17 protein-coding genes and 1 pseudogene are annotated in these 17,285 nt (G+C 54.2%); 10 read left to right on the forward strand and 8 right to left on the reverse strand.

The features are described 5' to 3' along the window. Window positions 1–127: 127 nt before the first annotated feature. From ACR0DL_RS17590 to ACR0DL_RS17605, 4 genes are read right to left on the reverse strand one after another with little or no spacing between them, the layout of a single operon-like run. Window positions 128–1,930 carry a metallophosphoesterase family protein gene (locus ACR0DL_RS17590; RefSeq protein WP_480690512.1) on the reverse strand — a complete coding sequence of 601 codons (1,803 nt, stop codon included), beginning with the start codon at window positions 1,928–1,930 and terminating at the stop codon, window positions 128–130. Window positions 1,931–1,953: 23 nt separating this feature from the next. Further along, window positions 1,954–3,462 carry a tripartite tricarboxylate transporter permease gene (locus ACR0DL_RS17595; protein ID WP_170379504.1) on the reverse strand — a complete coding sequence of 503 codons (1,509 nt, stop codon included), beginning with the start codon at window positions 3,460–3,462 and terminating at the stop codon, window positions 1,954–1,956. Between the two features lie 13 nt (window positions 3,463–3,475). Beyond that, on the reverse strand, window positions 3,476–3,991 hold the full coding sequence (locus ACR0DL_RS17600; protein ID WP_480690514.1) for a tripartite tricarboxylate transporter TctB family protein: 516 nt from the start codon (window positions 3,989–3,991) through the stop codon (window positions 3,476–3,478). A 2-nt stretch (window positions 3,992–3,993) separates the two neighbouring features. Next, window positions 3,994–5,193 (reverse strand): ROK family transcriptional regulator, encoded by a 1,200-nt coding sequence (locus ACR0DL_RS17605; protein WP_480690516.1) that lies wholly within the window; start codon window positions 5,191–5,193, stop codon window positions 3,994–3,996. A 92-nt stretch (window positions 5,194–5,285) separates the two neighbouring features. On the opposite strand from ACR0DL_RS17605, the gene ACR0DL_RS17610 reads away from it, so the two are divergent. From ACR0DL_RS17610 to ACR0DL_RS17625, 4 genes are all read left to right on the forward strand, one after another. Next, window positions 5,286–6,269: a Bug family tripartite tricarboxylate transporter substrate binding protein gene (locus ACR0DL_RS17610; protein ID WP_480690518.1), complete on the forward strand. Its 984-nt coding sequence runs from the start codon at window positions 5,286–5,288 to the stop codon at window positions 6,267–6,269. Between the two features lie 76 nt (window positions 6,270–6,345). Further along, window positions 6,346–7,881 (forward strand): choline-sulfatase, encoded by a 1,536-nt coding sequence (betC, locus tag ACR0DL_RS17615; protein WP_480690519.1) that lies wholly within the window; start codon window positions 6,346–6,348, stop codon window positions 7,879–7,881. Between the two features lie 614 nt (window positions 7,882–8,495). Then, on the forward strand, window positions 8,496–8,705 hold the full coding sequence (locus ACR0DL_RS17620; protein WP_480690521.1) for a hypothetical protein: 210 nt from the start codon (window positions 8,496–8,498) through the stop codon (window positions 8,703–8,705). 239 nt (window positions 8,706–8,944) lie between these two features. Further along, entirely contained in the window at window positions 8,945–9,163 is a 219-nt protein-coding gene (locus ACR0DL_RS17625) for a hypothetical protein (RefSeq protein WP_480690523.1), read from the forward strand. Between the two features lie 65 nt (window positions 9,164–9,228). Here the strand turns inward: ACR0DL_RS17625 and ACR0DL_RS17630 are convergent, their stop codons facing one another. Together ACR0DL_RS17630 and ACR0DL_RS17635 are read right to left on the reverse strand one after the other, a co-directional pair. Next, on the reverse strand, window positions 9,229–10,335 hold the full coding sequence (locus ACR0DL_RS17630) for a ParB/RepB/Spo0J family partition protein (protein ID WP_480690525.1): 1,107 nt from the start codon (window positions 10,333–10,335) through the stop codon (window positions 9,229–9,231). Next, on the reverse strand, window positions 10,332–11,639 hold the full coding sequence (locus ACR0DL_RS17635) for an AAA family ATPase (protein WP_170362595.1): 1,308 nt from the start codon (window positions 11,637–11,639) through the stop codon (window positions 10,332–10,334). Before ACR0DL_RS17635 ends, ACR0DL_RS17630 begins: the two co-directional genes overlap by 4 nt. A 466-nt stretch (window positions 11,640–12,105) precedes the next feature. On the opposite strand from ACR0DL_RS17635, the gene ACR0DL_RS17640 reads away from it, so the two are divergent. The 5 genes and pseudogenes from ACR0DL_RS17640 (at window position 12,106) to ACR0DL_RS17660 (ending at window position 14,350) form a co-directional block, all read left to right on the forward strand. After that, a complete protein-coding gene (locus ACR0DL_RS17640) occupies window positions 12,106–12,789 on the forward strand; it encodes a DnaA N-terminal domain-containing protein (protein WP_170362594.1) in 684 nt (227 codons plus the stop codon). A 50-nt stretch (window positions 12,790–12,839) separates the two neighbouring features. Further along, window positions 12,840–13,025: a hypothetical protein gene (locus ACR0DL_RS17645; protein WP_170413316.1), complete on the forward strand. Its 186-nt coding sequence runs from the start codon at window positions 12,840–12,842 to the stop codon at window positions 13,023–13,025. Window positions 13,026–13,046: 21 nt separating this feature from the next. Beyond that, entirely contained in the window at window positions 13,047–13,415 is a 369-nt protein-coding gene (locus tag ACR0DL_RS17650; protein WP_367647951.1) for a DUF4178 domain-containing protein, read from the forward strand. 32 nt (window positions 13,416–13,447) lie between these two features. Beyond that, window positions 13,448–13,636 carry a hypothetical protein gene (locus tag ACR0DL_RS17655; protein ID WP_174818681.1) on the forward strand — a complete coding sequence of 63 codons (189 nt, stop codon included), beginning with the start codon at window positions 13,448–13,450 and terminating at the stop codon, window positions 13,634–13,636. Between the two features lie 26 nt (window positions 13,637–13,662). Then, window positions 13,663–14,350, forward strand: a pseudogene (locus ACR0DL_RS17660) (IS6 family transposase). 221 nt (window positions 14,351–14,571) lie between these two features. Here the strand turns inward: ACR0DL_RS17660 and ACR0DL_RS17665 are convergent. Next, window positions 14,572–15,573 carry a LysR family transcriptional regulator gene (locus ACR0DL_RS17665; protein ID WP_480690528.1) on the reverse strand — a complete coding sequence of 334 codons (1,002 nt, stop codon included), beginning with the start codon at window positions 15,571–15,573 and terminating at the stop codon, window positions 14,572–14,574. On the opposite strand from ACR0DL_RS17665, the gene acdA reads away from it, so the two are divergent. After that, window positions 15,555–16,760 carry a 3-sulfinopropanoyl-CoA desulfinase gene (gene acdA / locus ACR0DL_RS17670; protein ID WP_480664025.1) on the forward strand — a complete coding sequence of 402 codons (1,206 nt, stop codon included), beginning with the start codon at window positions 15,555–15,557 and terminating at the stop codon, window positions 16,758–16,760. The two genes, ACR0DL_RS17665 and acdA, sit on opposite strands and share 19 nt — an antisense overlap. A 5-nt stretch (window positions 16,761–16,765) precedes the next feature. On the opposite strand, the gene ACR0DL_RS17675 is transcribed toward acdA, so the two are convergent. Further along, entirely contained in the window at window positions 16,766–17,116 is a 351-nt protein-coding gene (locus ACR0DL_RS17675; RefSeq protein WP_480690530.1) for an NUDIX hydrolase, read from the reverse strand. Between the last annotated feature and the right edge of the window lie 169 nt (window positions 17,117–17,285).

Raw genomic sequence — 17,285 nt, forward strand, 5'->3', positions numbered from 1 at the left:
CGTTGGTTGAATTGAAAATGCACGCTCGAATTGGTTCAGTGCCAGTCCAACTGACGCGCCCTATTGTTTGACCCGTAGGGCAGTTAGGTTTGAATAAGTGCAGCTGCTTTGCCAGCCGTATACGCGTTCATTTATTGCCGACATGACGCACGCGGACAGTTTCCAAAAGGAGGCGCGGGTTATTGTATCGATCAATCGCACCGTTGCGCACAAAGTAACCACGATCGACATCGGCAAGGGTATCGCAAAACACCCGCGTGTTTTTAAGCATTGCGCTGGTTTCCATTGCCTCAAGGACCCGGGCGTTGGTCGCGTCATCATCCCTATGGGGAATGGCAGGGTTGTCTCCGGCGACGCGCAGATGCACCGATGCTTTCAAGCCGTAGCGCGTAACCACCCGATCTGCGGCTTCTAATCTATCCGCAACCGGCTCGGTGTTGCCCAGCCGGAACACAGCACCCGCAAGTCCGCAGGAATTCGGAAGGGTCGCTAGAATTTCTATCTGGTGCCTGTCCTGTGTATCGAACCCGTGATTTATCACATGAAAATACGTACCATCAGCTTTGATATCCTCTTTCGTGCGCATCCGGGAAATGTAGATCGGCAAGCCGGTTTTTTCGTATGCCTTAGACAGCGCATCAACAGATCCCTCCACGTCGCGCCAATTCAACGTGATCTCCCAATCAAACAAGTTGTCAGCGACGGACGCGATCAAATTCAGGTGGTTTTCAGGAATACTGTAACCAAACAGCGTGATGCGAAATCCAAGATGTTTCAGAAGGCCGATCCGGGCGCGGCGCACAGGGTCCAGAAGATCATGCAGAGGGAGACGCACGTCCCGGATGCCCATCTCTTGCAGCGCCAGAAGATGATAGTCATTGCGAACCGGTTTGCGATCGAATTCGTCCAAGCCACCGCTGGGAGGCACCTCTGATATCTCCGCCCAATTCTTACGAAGGTCAAAGCCTATCAGTGGCCGGGTGTTTTCCCTCGGGTCAGGGGCCAAAGGCTGCAGATCGCCGGTTGGTTTTTCACCGGGTGCCAGCTCTGCTCCGTTGGTACGCACAAACTTCGTGACGTGGCCGTTTTCATAAACACTTACCAAAAAATAGCCCAGTTTCGCAGCGTCATTGCGACCGAATTCACTGCCTTCCGGTGGAATTGCCCTCAGCATTTCTGAATAGTCCTGCCGGACAAAGCTGGTCGCTGGCGCCAGGTAAAAATCCGTCTTGCTATAACGATCGTACCAGAAGTTGTGAGCGTGACCTGAAAACATGGCCTCGATCTCATGTTTTTCGAGCAGCCCCAACAGCCATCCCCTACCCGGCTGATCAGTATTGTCATAGTGATCAAGTTCGTCGGGATAACACAGATAGGTCGGATGGTGCAGCATGAGAATGACCCGCTGCCCTTGCGCCGCGGCAAGCTCGTTTTCAACCCAACGTCTTTGATCCGCTTCATCCTGCAGCCCGGAATTGATCAATTGCGCGTTCAGCAGAAGAAAACGCACCCCACCCTTTTCGAAGCTGTGGTATTGGGCGCCAAACTCCTTTTCCCACGCTTCGATCATTTTGGGCGTAGTGGGGCTTGCTGGCCCGCCACTGATTGGCGTGTCGCCGATATCGTGGTTTCCCGGCAGCACATGGATTGGCATCGTCAGGTCCGACACAATTGCGCGGTAAGCTTCGGCGGCCTGCGCAAACAGCTCTCCAGTCTCAGGCACGGGGTGAAGCAGATCACCGAGGTGGACAACAAAGTCCACCTCTCTGCGGTTGATATCTGCGACTACAAAGCGAAACCGGCGATTGGCGCGGGCGTTCACGGGAAAGGGCGAGTTGCAGCGATCTTCGTCTGGATTGACATGGGTGTCCGAGATCACCGCAAAGCTGTAGACAAAGCGGCCCAGACCGGCCTTTCCCGTATTAACCATGATGTCTTCCTTGTATCTCGGGATTATCCGCCAGTGGTCAGAACCGATGCCTGCCCTGTGCGTGAGGCACGAATGCGGGATCGGATCAGTACAAAGATCGACAACGCTGTCAGCAGCCAGAACAGCCAGCAAATCGCGTTTCTGACAAAAATTGAAAGACTCCCATCAGACAACAACAGTGATTGACGGAAGTTGTCCTCAAGAAGCGGTCCTAGAACGAAAGCGATCAAAAACGGCGCGACCGGGATATCAAGCCGCATCATGGCGAATCCGACAAGACCCATGCACAGCATTACCAAGATATCGAACAGGTTGTTGTTCACCGCATAGGCACCATAAACACACAGTGTAAACACGATCGGGTACAGAATGCGGTTCGGGATCAGCGCGACGCGGCTGAAGGTCTTGATCGCGACCTTGCCTACGATGAACAAATAGGCCGAGCTAAGCAGGATACCCATGAACAGCGCATAGATCATTGGCAGGTTTTCCGCGAAAAGAATGGGGCCCGGACGCAACCCATGGATCATGAATGCGCCCAGAATTACCGCCGTGATCACGTCACCTGGTACGCCCAAAGCCAGCAGCGGGATCATTGTCGCCCCGGCTACACCATTGTTCCCAGCCTCGGCCGCAGCGACGCCTTCAGGCTCACCCTTGCCGAAGTTTTCGGGGTTTTTCGAGTTTCTGCGTGCTTCGCTATAGCTCAGAAAGGCGGCCGGGGCACCGCCGATGCCAGGAATTGCCCCCAATATCACACCGATGAAACTCCCACGGACCACCGATTTCAGCGTCTTGCGGAAATCGGCAAAGCTTGCACCACTCCCCAATTCCTGACGCTGTGCCCCGGGTGGCCTTGCGCGCCGCGTCGCGCGATCCAAGATTTCGGGGATGGCGAACAGGCCGATCAGAACAGGAATAAAGTTCAGACCGGACATCAGCTCGTAGTTTCCAAAGATGAACCGGTTCGTGCCGTAGATCAGATCAAGCCCGACAGTGGCCAACATCAAACCCAGGCACGCAGACAAGATACCTTTGGTCAAGCTGGGTCCTGCAACACCTGCGATGATTGTCAAAGAAAAAACGATCAGCGTGAAAAACTCCGGTGGACCAAAACGCAATGCGAATGTCGCCAGAAAACCGGCGAACATGATCAGCGCTATGTTCGAGATCAGATCAGCCACACAAGATGCATAAAGCGCTATGTCCAACGCCTTTCGTGCTTGCCCCTTCTGCGCCAGCGGATAACCATCCAAAATGGTACAGGACGCCGCCGGGGTTCCGGGTGTCTTGATGAGGATCGCCGTCAAAGACCCGCCATATAGGCCGCCCTTATACACACCAAGCAGTAGCAGGATGCCGGTCACTGGCTGCATGGTGAACGTAAACGGCAGCGCCAGAGCTACGCCCATTGGCGTCGTCATCCCCGGTATCGCACCGATGATGGTTCCAATCAGAACGCCGATGCCGATCACCAGAATGTTTTCGAAGCTCAGGAAAAGCTGAAAGGCAGTGGAAATATTCTCGATCATGCTCAGCTCCTACTCAGCTAAACGTTTCGAATATGCCAAGGGGCATTGGCACACCCGCGACGTGCAAAAAGAACAGATAAAGAAGAATAGGAAGAAGGATGCTGATTGGAACGATGTAGTACCATTTTCGCTCACCAAAAAAGAGCATCATGGCAAGCATCAAAACAATCGAGCTGGCAACCACGCCCAGCGTCGTAAGCGCAAAGTAAAACAGGAAAAGTGCAAAGATCAGAATTACCGTTCGTAGCGTTCCCGGCAGCGTCTCCAACTTGTAGATTGCATCTGCTTCCGCGTCCTCATCCGTATCCACCTCGGGTGTTTTGAGGAAGTATGATTCCGCCACTAAACTCAGCGCGACAAACACAACCGCGAAAGCAATGACGCGAGGCCAGAACTCGGGTGACAACGCCGAGATCTCGACATTGCCCGGAGAATCCACCCCTGACGGTATGAGTATTAGGATTGTCAGAATCCCAAGGACCAGGAACAGTGCCCCCGCGAAAAAATCTCTCCGTTTTGATGGCTCCACGGTCAGTTTCCTCCCTTCAGCAAATTCAAATCCAACTCAGCGTTTGCGATGTTTTCGCTGAGCGATAACAGCCGAGCCGCGCCCATATGCGTCATCTCGCTGGATTTGATCTTGATTGGTTGCTGCAGATCCGACTTGAGGGTGTCGATCTGCTTTCGAAACGCTTCAAGGTAGATAGGCGATTGGGCCAGCGGCCCTGCAAGCAACACCAGTTCTGGCTGCAAAACCGTCAAACTTAGCGAAAAGCAGTTCGCTGTCCGTGCGCCAAATTCTTCCAAAACCGATTTGTAGTCACCATCCGTTTCATCCGCGCCCGAGACGACCTCCCAGATTTTTCGCGCCCGGTCCCGATCGGAAAGCGCATTGAAAACGTCCGAAGAAAGCAATTTCTGCAACAGCGCTTTCCCGCCGCACAAATCTGACAACGTCACGGGCAGATTGGACCCCAACCCGTCGGTGGTCTTAGCTTCGGTCAGAACACCACCAACCCGACTGATCCCACTATAGGGCTGCCCATTGATCTGAAGTCCGATACCAAAGCCAAGCGCGCAGTAGATCACTACCACGTTTTCAATGTTACGTGCGGCCCCAAATGCAGCCTCGGATTGACAGATTGCAGCGCTCGGCGTTTCCAGCGCAACCGGAACTCCAAGCTCTTTCTGGACCAGATCCCGAACACCCACTTCGTCATCCCACCCAAGTGTCGGGGCCGAAATGACGGTGCCACGCGCCTTGTCCAGATTTCCTGCAATCGTAAGCCCAACACCAAACAACCTGTCTCTGTCAGGAACATGTTGTTCAATGAGCTTTCGGGCCTGATCACAGCATGTTTTCAGAAAGCCTTCGCCTTCGGACAGGCCTTCACCACCAGCATCCCAGGACGCAATTCTGTTGTTTGAAAGATCGGCCAGTGTAACGACCTGCTGATAGGCGTTGATACCTATTCCGATAACGTATCCACCAGTGCGGTCGACAGACAGCCTCTTGGTGCGCGGGCCCCGCCGCCCCTCTGATTTGGCGTCGCCGACTTCCTGCACCAAGCGCGCCTCGATAAGTTCGCGCGTGATCCGGGACACGCTTGCCGCGTTCAATTCCAGCTTGTCGGCAATTTGCGACCGGGAAATTGTACCAGACCCCAATATCTCACTCAGAACCCTTTGCCGGTTTCCGCGCCCGATTTCTTCCAGTGATGAACCTGCCATTTTGAGCCTCCCATTTCATATTGACTTAATTATTTACTTACTGCAAGTAATTTATTAAGGTGAACTCATTCGATTCAGGGAGACGCTATAAAATGAAACTGAAAAGTACAGTAGTCGCTACGCTGAGCTGCCTTGCCCTGCTCGCAATCCCAACTGTGGCATCTGCGCAGGAATATCCAAGCAAGCCAGTAACTTTGGTCGTTCCGTACGGCCCCGGCGGTGCCGCTGATCTGGCCGCCCGTACTATGAGTACAGAAGCCCCCGAGTATCTGGGTGAGAACATTCTGGTCGTCAACAAAACCGGCGCTGGCGGAGTCGTTGGCTCGACTCAGGTCGCAAAATCACGCCCGGACGGCTACACTTTGCTTATGGCGCGCGTGGGCTCTCAGGCCACGGTTCCTGCGATCAACCGCACAATACCGTACAAGTGGGACGACTTTACCTTTCTCGGCCTGATTGAAAAGAACCCGTTTGTCTTGGGCGTAAGTGCAGAATCGCCGTACCAAAACTTTGAAGAACTGAAAGCAGCAATCGAGGGGGGCGAGCGCCTTTCTTATGCGTCTGCCGGAGTTGGCACTTTGTTGCATATGGCAATGCTGATCATGCTGGATGATCTTGGGGTAGATTCCGAAGCCCTGATCCATGTGCCATTCAAAGGGGGCGGAAAGGCGACCGCTGCCGTTGTTGGCGGGCACGCCGATTTGATCTTTCACAACCTTTCAGGTCTGTCCGGCGCAATTGAGAGCGATCAAATTCGCCCATTGCTGACCACCACGCCTGAACGGTTCTCAGCCATACCGGACACCCCGACCGCGCAGGAGCTTGGTCATCCAAATCTGGAAAATGTCGTCGGTTGGACAGGCGTATGGGGCCCAAAGGATCTGCCGGAGGACGTTGTCGCAAAATGGGTCAAAGTGCTGGGAGCGATTTCCGCCGATGCAAGCTGGGTTGATACGACTGAAAAGCTGGGCTCGGTCCCTATTGTTCTGTCGCCAGACGAAACAAAATCGTTTGTCGAGGGTCAGGTCAAAACCTTCAGTGACACCGCCGAAAAGCTGGGAATTGTAATTCAATAAGCAGCTCGGCGTCCCGGGCGGCCGCTCCTCCCCTTGGCCGCCCGGGACAATTTTCTTTCACATTTGGGAACCCACAATGGCACGTCCGAACATTCTTTTTATTCAGGCCGACCAGCTTGCAGCAAATGCGTTGAAAACATACGGAAACAAGACGGTGAAAGCGCCAAACATCGACCGCCTTGCGCAGGCAGGTGTCGTGTTTGAAAACTGTTATTGTAACTTGCCCATGTGTGGTCCGTCCCGCGCGTCGATGCATGCCGGAAAGCTGCCCTTCTCCATTGGCATGTATGACAATGCCAGCGAATTCCACGCCGATATTCCAACATTTGCCCATTACTTGCGCAGTATGGATTACCGGGTTGAAATGTCCGGCAAGATGCACTTTGTCGGCCCCGATCAGCTGCATGGATATCACAAACGCCATACAACAGAAATCTATCCGGCGAACTTTGCCTGGACCGTGGATTGGTCCAAAGGGCGTGAATACAAGCCCACCAATCTGACCATGGCACCCATTCTGGAAAGCGGCCCGGCGGTGCGCACCATGCAGATGGATTACGATGACGAGGTCGAATATCACGGCATTCAGGCGCTGTATGACCTGGCGCGCACGGTCGATGACCGGCCCTTTATGTTGACCGTTTCCTTTACCTCACCCCACTCTCCGTTCGTGATCGGACAGGAATACTGGGATCTCTACGACCATGATGAGATCGAGTATCCAGCAGTGCCACCACTTGAGCTAAACGAGATGGATCACCTCAGCCGCAACTTACATTATTGCCAGTCGCGCCACGAATTTACCGTCAGCCCCGAAGATCGTCGAATGGCACGCCATGGGTATTACGGCATGATCTCGTATATCGATGATAAAGTCGGCCACCTTGTGGAAGTTCTGGAAAAGACGGGTCAGATGGAAAACACCATCATTATCCTGACCGCCGATCATGGTGAGATGATGGGCGAGCGTGGCATGTGGTTCAAACAACACTTTTTTGAATGGGCCGCCAGTGTACCTTTCATCGTCTACGCGCCAAATCGGTTCAAACCAGCGCGGGTGAAAAAAAACATCTCACTGATCGATCTTCTACCAACGCTTACAGACCTTGCCGCTGACGGCGCGTTCCAGGATTTTGCGTCACCCATAGATGGCCAATCCCTGGTACCTGCCCTGAACGGAGACACATCTACACTGTCGGATGTCGCGATCTCGGAGTTTGCGGCCGATGGTTCAACCGGGCCCAGCCGAATGGTTAAAAAAGGGCCGTGGAAGCTCATGTGGCTCGAAGGTGAAGACACATTGCTCTATAATATCGACGAAGATCCCACCGAGGTGAGAAACCGCGCGAACGATCGTGACTGCACCGAGATCCGGGCCGAGCTTGAGACTATCTTGTTCGACGGTTGGAATCCGGAAGAATTAAAAACAACCATTCGCGCCAGCCAGGTTCGCAGGCTTGCAATTCACAACGTGACAGGTGGGGATCCAACATATGTTCATACAGTTCGCCACGATGATGATGAACGCTACATCCGCAACGCAGGGGCGGCAGACACCAAGGCGCGGGCACGTCTACCTTACGTGGCTCCGGCAAAGCCAGATCGGGCGTAAATGCACCGCATGACTATACCCTTGTTAGCGCAGGCATTGCGGGGTTCTTTTGGGTCGCATCTGCCTTCGGACCAAAATACCGACCGAGCCAATTGAAATGGAACGCGCTGGCCACCGTAAATATCGAAGAAAATCCGTTGATCCTTTAAAAGGACATCAGGGCTAGCCGTCACAGATCAGCCCAAATTGCACTTTGCTTTCCGGTGGCCGAAACCGGACGTTGCCACGCCTCATTATTATTGGCGTCAGCGTCGTGGTTAGATGGGCAGAACATAAATGCGTCGTCCCGGATTCCTGGCCCGCAAGAATGTTGGAGCGAAAGTCATCCCTGTTGGTTAGGGAAGCACTGGCTAACAAAATGGCACGGATCGTCTGGGCGTTGATCGCGAAAAATTTGCAACAGAGCCCCCACCAAAACCTTGGGTTTCCTTTCATCGTAGGTTCAGCAGTATCACTATTCTTATAGCCTAGATTACCTCACGGTCGTTTTATACGCAAAATTTAATGTTTTTGCTCATTACTTTTACTTTCCCATAATCCGACCTCCAAACTCGATGAGTACCGCTTTTCGGGATTGATATTTTTTTGTCCGGAAAGGAGATCTGAATACACCCATGACAGACCCCGCGTCCTATCTCCCTGCCTCCTCCCCTGCTCTGTCACCTGCAGATCAGGAGACGCTGAACGCTCTCTATGTTCGCGGAACTCTATCCAAAATGTTGCGGGTTTATGAGCGGGACTTACTCTACATCACCGCCTGGAAAGCGGCCCGCTTCGGCACTGTGCTGGACTGGTCAGAAAGCAACGCCACGGCGCTAGCCTAAATACTCGATCATACCCAGATGAATCAGGAGCGCGCCAAAGCGCGCCGCGCCGCTGCCCGGCCCCCTGCCCCACAATCCGACCGTCAGATAACACGCGACATTCCCAAACAGCCGTCGGCCATTTGTTACGGCCCGACTCTTAGGCTGACCGGGTTTTGAAACGCCGGCTCTCCCCGGATGCGATCGCGTAAGTCGTCAAACACCGACTGGCGTTGGCCGGGCTGTCTGGGGGGTGCGCCTTGCCCCACCGGCTGCGCTCGGGCTTTCTGACCCAGGTCGCGCTGGACGGCGCGCCGATCCAGGCCGCCATGCGGCAGTCCTTACGCCGGTCCGTGGCTCAGGCTCAGGCTCAGGCTCAGGCTCAGGCTCAGGCTCAGGCTCAGGCTCAGGCTCAGGCTCAGAAATACTATGATGATGTAGACACTGCGGAAAACCTGGCAACAGATCTGTTGGCGTGATACGTCAAAAAGAAACGCCGGGTTTCGACCCGGCGTTTACGTGCCCAAGAATTCAGGTGTGAACCTTACCCGTGGGTAAGATCATCTTCTTCCTGCAAATCGTCGATCAAGGTTGCAATCGCTTGTTCCAGCTTGGCCCGATCAACCCGCGTAAAGTCCAGATCATAGCGCAGTTCGATCCGCCCGCTCGAGGCCGAGCATTTCGCGACCCCTGCCCGCCCCGACACCTGAAATGTGGTTTTGGCCCGGCGCGTTTTACCAGCACCTGACGGTTCCGGAATTTTCGTCGCGGTGCTATCTGCTTCTATAAAAGTCCGCAAAATGGCAATTTCGCGCGGGCCGTCGCGATCCGGTTCGCTCATGATTGCGGTGCTGACCTGTCGAACCAATCCGGGGTTGGCGTCAAATTTTCGCTTTAATTCGACCCCCAAATTACGCGGAATTTCATTGGGGTGCATCAGCACCTTGTCCAGCATCATCAGCAAACTGGCGAACGCGCGAATATAGCTGCGCTTGGTATAGCTGGCGGATTTGAACAGGACCGCAACGGCCTTGTCTACGTCAGCACAATCGTTTGACGGGTCTTCGGCATACGCTCTGGCCAATGCACCCATCTCAGCAAACGAGATATCTTTGCGGATCAAGTTTTCATCTACCATGCGACGGTAGCTGTCGTTCAGGTCTGCCGCTTCAGAGATACCCGCTGGAATACGCGCATAAAGCTCATCCCCCGTTTCCTCATGCAACGCGCGATAGGCCGACAGGCGGCGCATGCCCTGTATAAGGTCGAACCGGCCATCCGCACGGCGTTCCAACCGGATGGGATTCGACAATCCGATATCCCGGATCGAGGCCTTCAATTCCTCCAACTCCGGATCGGGGCCGGGCTTGCGGTCACGGGTCAGTTTTTCGGTGACCACATCTGACAAGACTACATGTTCGGTCACCAAGCCATCCGACCGCAACCGGACCAGTTCATGCGCCAGACGATCATTTTCGGCACGAATGGTTTCTTCGGTCGATTGCTGGTCGCGCAACGCGTCCGCGTTTTCCGATATTGCGGTGGCCATCGGTCCGCGTCGCTTTTCCAGCACCTTGTCCGGAACCTTTCCGACCGGAATGTCATCCATGGCCGGCATGTCGATGTCAAACATTCTGCGTTTGCGGCTCATGCGTCATCCTCCAGCTTTTCCCAGGCCGATAGCATCACGTCCCGGAATTCTTCATATACATTGTCAAAGGTCGAGCGCGCGCGGCGCCAGGTTTCGCGCGTCATCTCTCGGTAATCCATCTCATAGACAGAACTTAGGAAGCGGCCGGATTGTTCGACTGCGCGGGTCATCTCAACCGGGTGTTCGGCCACGTGGTCACCAAATACTTTCCTAAACGCATCGAACATCGCCAGGTGCAGGGCATTACCCGGCTCATAACGTGTCAGCAAAAAGCGCAGCTCACAAAAGGTTTTGGGCAAGCCGATCTTACCCGTGGGTAAGGTCTTGTCGAAACCATAAGCGAGGTCTTCCAACGCCTCGGCCAGCTGACCGATGAACGACGTGGTCGAGTCATATTCCCAGTAGCCGGGACCAGAGGGGACATAGAGCATGTCAGCTGCAAAAACGGCGTTCATGGATTGGTACCCAATCGCCGGGGGGCAATCGAATAGAATCAGGTCGTATGCATCATCCGGGATCTGATCCAGATAGCGCGATACGGCGGCAAAGAAAGACCACTCGGGGTTCAGGTGCCGATACTGCGCGGAAGCAAATTCAACGAAGGCGGCGTTGGCACAGGACGGGATGACGTCAATAGTCGACCAAGAGCTTTGCTTGATGAAATCCGCAATGCGCAAATCGCCCAGCCCCATATCGGTAATCGAGGGTGGCAATTCACGGCGGGGCAGGGTGGTGCCGGATTCGGCGGCAGCAGGGCGGTTGTTCATCCGCTCGGTCTCACGGATCAAATCTCGGGCCATGATGCCCCAGACGGTGAAATCTTCGGTCACGTCTGTCAAACCCATCGAGTGGCTCAGCGTTGCCTGCGGGTCGAAATCCACCACCAGCACCCGGTACCCATCCAGCGCCGCGGCATGGGCCAGATGCAAAGCAACGGTCGACTTGCCCGCGCCGCCTTTGAAATTGGCCACCGCCGCCCGGATGGCGCGCTTGCCCACGGGGCGGGGTGGCATCAGGGATTTGCGGTTCACCTTAAGGCGGCGGCGCAGCTCGTTCACCTCTTCCAGGCTGAACCAACGCTGGCGGCCATCCGGCTCAACCTCACCACTGGGCAGGGACAGGTCCGCCGCCAGCTTTCCGCGAAAGGTCGACTGGTTGACGCGAAAGATCAGTTCGGACACCTCCCAGCTTGAAAAGCGGCGGAGGGTCTTTTCCATCTCAGGGCTGAAGGTCTGTTGGCGGATCCAGCCCTGCAATTTGAGGGACTGATTGCGCAATGCGTTCAGGTCTTCGTGCGTGTACATGCCTCAAGTCTCATTATTTTGGACGCTATTTTATACGTTTTTACTATTTACGCTTGATTTGCGCTTTACGCAAAAGAAAATATGATAAGAGTGTAATCTTACCCACGGGTAAGAAAACAAGGCGCTACACCGAATGATCCGATTCGGCTGGCATCCGATTCGACCCCTAAGGTTTCCAGGGCAGCGATCCAAGATTTAGGGGGGCGCTAAGCCCTGAAATGCCCCATATAGGGGGTCAAAAGTAGATATTAAGGGGACACCTAAGATGTCCCCCATCACCAATACTTCACCTATATTCATTTTTAATTTGAATTGGATTGGGGGCCGCAGCGATCCAAAATCAGACTCCGCTTGACAGAATCGTCGGTTTGGACGCTAATCAGGCCATCAAGACGAAAAGCGTTGGCAAACAGCGTATCGTTGGCGGTATAACCCGTCTGAGGCAGACAGAGCGGTGAGAATAGGAATGCAGGTTGCAAAACCGGTTGGGCGAAATGCGCCTGCCATAAAATACGACATTCTATCAGCGTTGACAGTTCACGCCCTGTCTGGCGACAAACATCGACAGCGCAGCATTTTACGCATCATTGCCTTGATCACCACCCGGTACAACTGGCGCAACAATGAGTTGTCGATTGGGCGGGAAGAGATCGCGCGTCTGTGGTCAGTAAACGAACGCACGGTGAAACGTGAAATGGCAAAGCTGCGTTCGATGGGCTGGATTGCGGTCAAGCGAGCCGCTGCGCGCGGGCGAGTTGCGGTGTATGAGCTGGACCTGAAACAGGTGATGCTTGATACTTCGGACATCTGGCCCGCCATCGGGTCCGATTTTCAGGCCCGAATGTCGGATGATCCCGAACCAGACACAAATATCGTCCCTTTCAAAGTCAAACCTGCACCATTTGAACCGTCGGACGAGGAGGTCTGGACGCAGGTGCAAGCCATATTGCACGGGCGCGATCCTGAACTATGGGCGAGTTGGTTCCAACATCTGACAGAGGCTGAGAGGGCAGGGGGGGTCGTCACCCTGATGGCACCGTCGCGGTTCATGGCGGATTACATCGCCCAAAAATGGTCCGCGCGGTTGTTGGCCGCCTACGGCCGGGTTGACCCCTCGGTGCGCCGTCTGCGCTTTGAAACCGCTGAATAGACAGGGTTACTGACGCTTGAATTTTCGACTGCTTTGAAAGACCTGAATGTATGAAAGATTTCAATTGTCCCAATTGCGGGTCTTTGTGCCCGATCTTATTGGACGCGGCCAAGGTCGTGACCTGCTCATCCTGTGGCTCGACACTGTTTTTCAAAGGGGACCATATTGCGCTTGCGGGCTATCAGGGTGTCATGCATGACGCGCCGCTGCTGTTCGGGATCGGGGACACGGTCTAGCTGGGGCGAAAAGCGATCCAGATTTTTGGACACGCGCGCTATTCCTATGGTCGCAGGTTCTGGGACGAGTTCTGCGGGACGTCTCAGAAAGGCGCGATCTCCTGGGTTTCGGTGGATGAGGGTGACGTGGTCGAACAGATCCGCATTTCCGACGGACGGATGCCAAAGTTCCGACCGCCTTTCAAACCGGGCGAGACGCTGGAGTATGAAAACAACTCCTACACGGTTACCGAAGTGGAACAAGCCGAATGTATTGCCCTGCGAGGGCGGTTCGACGAGGAACTGCAAGTGGGTGAGACTTATGACTTCGTCAATGCCACGGGCGAAGACAACAGATTGCTGTCGGGCGAATTTTGGGGGGCAGGGTCGATGTGGTTTCAGGGGCGCTAGTTCGATCCGTTTGGCATAAAGATACAGCAGACATGACAAGGTTGCCCGAGCTTACCTCGATCAATTGCACCTCATGCGGTGCCGGGCTGGACGTTTTTGGCGGTGGTCGGGTAATGGTCCAAATCTGCGAATTTTGCGGATCAGAGCTGGACGCGCAGGACAGTTATAAGGTGTTGCGCAAGTTGGTTTTGTCGCAAACTTTGTTCCACCTGTCAGACTGAGTGTCGTTTTGGTGGCGCATGCTCAGATAAGACAGGAGCAGACCGCGACCATCTCATTCAAAGGTGCGCACTTTCCGAAAGACGTGATCTTGTACGCTGTTTTCTTCTATCTCCGATGCGGCGTGCCAAATCGGGATCTGGCGGAAAGAGGCGTTGAACTGGATCACGCGACGCTGAACCGTTGGGTGAGCCGATATGCCGGCTTGTAGCTGATGCTTCGCAGCACAAGAAGCGTCCTACCGACCGTTCGTGGCGCATGGATGAGACCTATGTTAAAGTGAAGGGTGAGTGGGTTTACCTCTATGGCGCCATCGACAAACACGGCAAAACCTTGGACTTCATGCTATCCGAACGCCGGAATAAAGCTGCTGCAACGAAGTTCTTCGTTTGTGCGCTTGAGATGAACGGTTTGCACGGAAGATTGTCATCGACAAAAGCGGCGCCAACACTGCTGGCATCAAAGCTATAAACAAGATTCTGAAAGGCTTTGGTGATCCGATACCGATTGAGATGGTGAGGCAGAAGTATCTCAACAACATCATTGAACAAGAACATCGATTCATCAAACGTCGGATCAGGCCCATGTTGGGATTCAGGTCTTTCGATTCAGCTGCATCTGCCCTGGCTGGCATCGAGCTGGTCAACATGATCCGCAAAGGTCAATTCACACCCGGACTCTCCCCGTTTCAGCAGTTTGTTCAACTGGTAGGATAATCAACCCGCCTGCGTTGCCTTCTCGTCCTTCAAAGGAATTTGCGACAGAACCGTTTCGGGGAACGGCGGTTTGTGCTGGCCTCACCCGCGCCACTGTCGGGGCGAGGTTTGGATGTGCCGAATGGGCTGAGTTATCTGACACCCGAAGTCTGGCGGCCGTACAGGTGTTTGGTGCCGATATGGACCGCGTTGCGGGCGATCCACCAAATGATTTAAGCAACTTAGATTTCCGCGTTTTCCATACCGGTTATGCTGGCCTCAAGCAATGTCTTCAGCTTTGAGCGCCATATTTCAGTCAGGGTGTCTTCGCGTGTCACCAGTGAGATGTTGCGAAACAACGGCTGCGGCTTACACGGCAGGACAAGAACCTGTTCAGCGCCATACCGCAATACGTCTGTTTTTGGTAAAAGCGCGTATCCGATGCCGTTTTTAACGCAGTTTACGATGGCTTCGATACTATCAAGGATAATCACTTCCTTCGACTTCAATTGCATCTGATCACGGTATTGGGCGATCAGCTTGCCAATGCCCGACGACGGAATGAAATGCAAAAAAGGGTGTGATCCGGAAAGTCCGCTTAGTCCTTTTACCTTGCTGTCCAGCGGTGCCGCGATCACCATTTCCTCACGGATCACGGTTTCGCAGCAAAGATCAAATGTCGCGTCTGCGATTTCAGTTACGATTGCGGCATCCAGTTGACCGTTCCGGACCTGTTCGCACAAAGTCTCTGACAATCCGGTACTGGTTCTCAGCATTGCTTTTGGAGCCAACTGTTCTGCCGTTCCAAGAAACAGGGGCAGAATGCGAGCAGCAGCAGAAGGGACAAACCCGACCCGGTACGTTCCGGTCAGTTGATCGGTAGGCACACATCTTGATTTCAGAACTGAGTAGGCATCAACTATTGTCTTGGCGTCCTGAGCAACCCTCACTCCGAGTGGCGTCAGTTTGGGCGGCCGATACCGGCGGTCGAACAACGCTGTGCCAAGCTCTTCTTCCAGCGATTTCATCTGCATGCTGACAGCAGACAGTGTCATGTTGCGCACTTCTGCGGTTCGAGAAAATGAGCTGTGCTGCGCAATCGCAACCAGTGTTTCAAAAGCTGAAATCTGCATAAATTCAATAAAACTTAATTTAAAGGCAAAGTAAATTCGATTGAAAATAACATGCGAGCTCTCACATAATTGTGAATAGAGAGGATGACCCAATGCTTGACCAAGGAACAAAGACGTATCAGGAAATCGCCCGCGAACTTGCTCCAGGATTTGCGGACCGGGCCGGTCACTGGGACGAAACTCGCACCTATTGTTGGGAAAATGTACGTGAACTGACTGACGCAGGGCTTATGGGCATGACAATCCCGCCCAGGTTCGGAGGGCTCGGCGCCTCATACCTTGACGTGGTTTTGGCCGTCGAAGAAATCGCCAAAGCCTGCGCGTTGAGTGCCAGGATCGTCGTCGAGGCCAATATGGGCGGCATCAGCGCGATCATGGCCTATGGCACAGATGAGCAACGGGATTTTGTGGCCCCGCTTGTCCTGTCCGGGGACAAGCCCGCGATCTGTATAACTGAACCCAACGCCGGCAGCGCGGCGACCGAGATGCAGACAACGGCCCGGCGTGTTGGCGGGAAATATCTGATCAACGGCAGCAAACACTGGATCACGGGCGGCGGCGTTTCGAAGCTTTACCTAATTTTTGCGCGTGTTCTGGATGAGGACGGAACCGATCTGGGGATCACCGGTTTTCTGGTTCACTACGATCCTGAAAACGGTATCGCCCCCAAAGGGTTCGATGTGGTCGGTCGCGAACGGACCATGGGGCTGTGCGGAATGCCCGAAACTGAGCTTCGTTTTACCGATCTGGAAGTTGATGAGCGTTTCGCGCTGGTCACCCCATCGGGAATAAAACGTGGCTTTGCCGATCTGATGACCGCTTATAACAGCCAGCGTGTCGGGGCGGGAACGGTAGCCATGGGAATTGCAGCCGGTGCGCTGGAGCACTCAAAAAGATACCTGCGTGAGCGTCATCAATTCGGCCGCCCGTTGCAGGAGTTTCAGGGTCTTCAATGGATGTTTGCAGACATGGACACGGCGGTCCATGCGTCCCGTCTGATGTTGCATGAAGCCGCTGGATCCCTTGGTTCGACTGGGTTTCCCGACATGGCAATGGCAGCCAGGGCAAAAGCCTTTGCGTCTGAACAGGCGATCAAAGTCGTCAACGACTCCTTGCAGATATTTGGTGCGCGCGGATACGGCGCGCAGGAGCCAATCGAGCGCATGTATCGCGACGTGCGCATGTTTACCATCGGTGGTGGAACTGCGCAGATTCTGAAAACACAGCTCGCAGGTAGTTTGTTGGGCATAAAAACGCCACAGACCAGAGACGGGTACGCGAAGCTGGCCAGGGGTTGATAGCCTCAAGCCGCTGCGATTGCGCGTATTGATCTGTTCTTTCTTGGATTGTTTTTTAGGTCTAAGAGCAAGTCTTCCAAACCTGGCTGTTTGAGTGCTTTCGCAGTTCCTTTCGGTGAAAACCAGCGCCTTTTTCTTTCGTGCCTTTCCTTCCACCGGCGCTTCACCTTATCGATGTAGAGCGGGTAGACCGTGGCTTTCACTTGGACACTGGTACCGTCGTTAAAAGTCTTAGCGTTCTCAAACTCACCAATCGGCTTGCGAGAAACTGTATCTTCCACACCAGCCTCCGCCAGCGCTTCAATTTCTACCGTGCGACAGTCTTGCTCACCGTCCATCGGCCAGCCCTTGGGCATGATCCAGCGTCCTGTGTAACGCGACGTGATAAGGAGTACTTTGGGGCGACCGCCGAACAATTGCAGAGGCAATGCTGCAGCTTGTTTAGTACGCTGAGCCGTTATGCTTCTCGCCCTACACAGGAGGTTGAAGTGAAGATGTGACCAACCCTTTCCGATTGCGACTGGA

The sequence above is a fragment of the Ruegeria sp. BB5 genome (assembly GCF_056539405.1).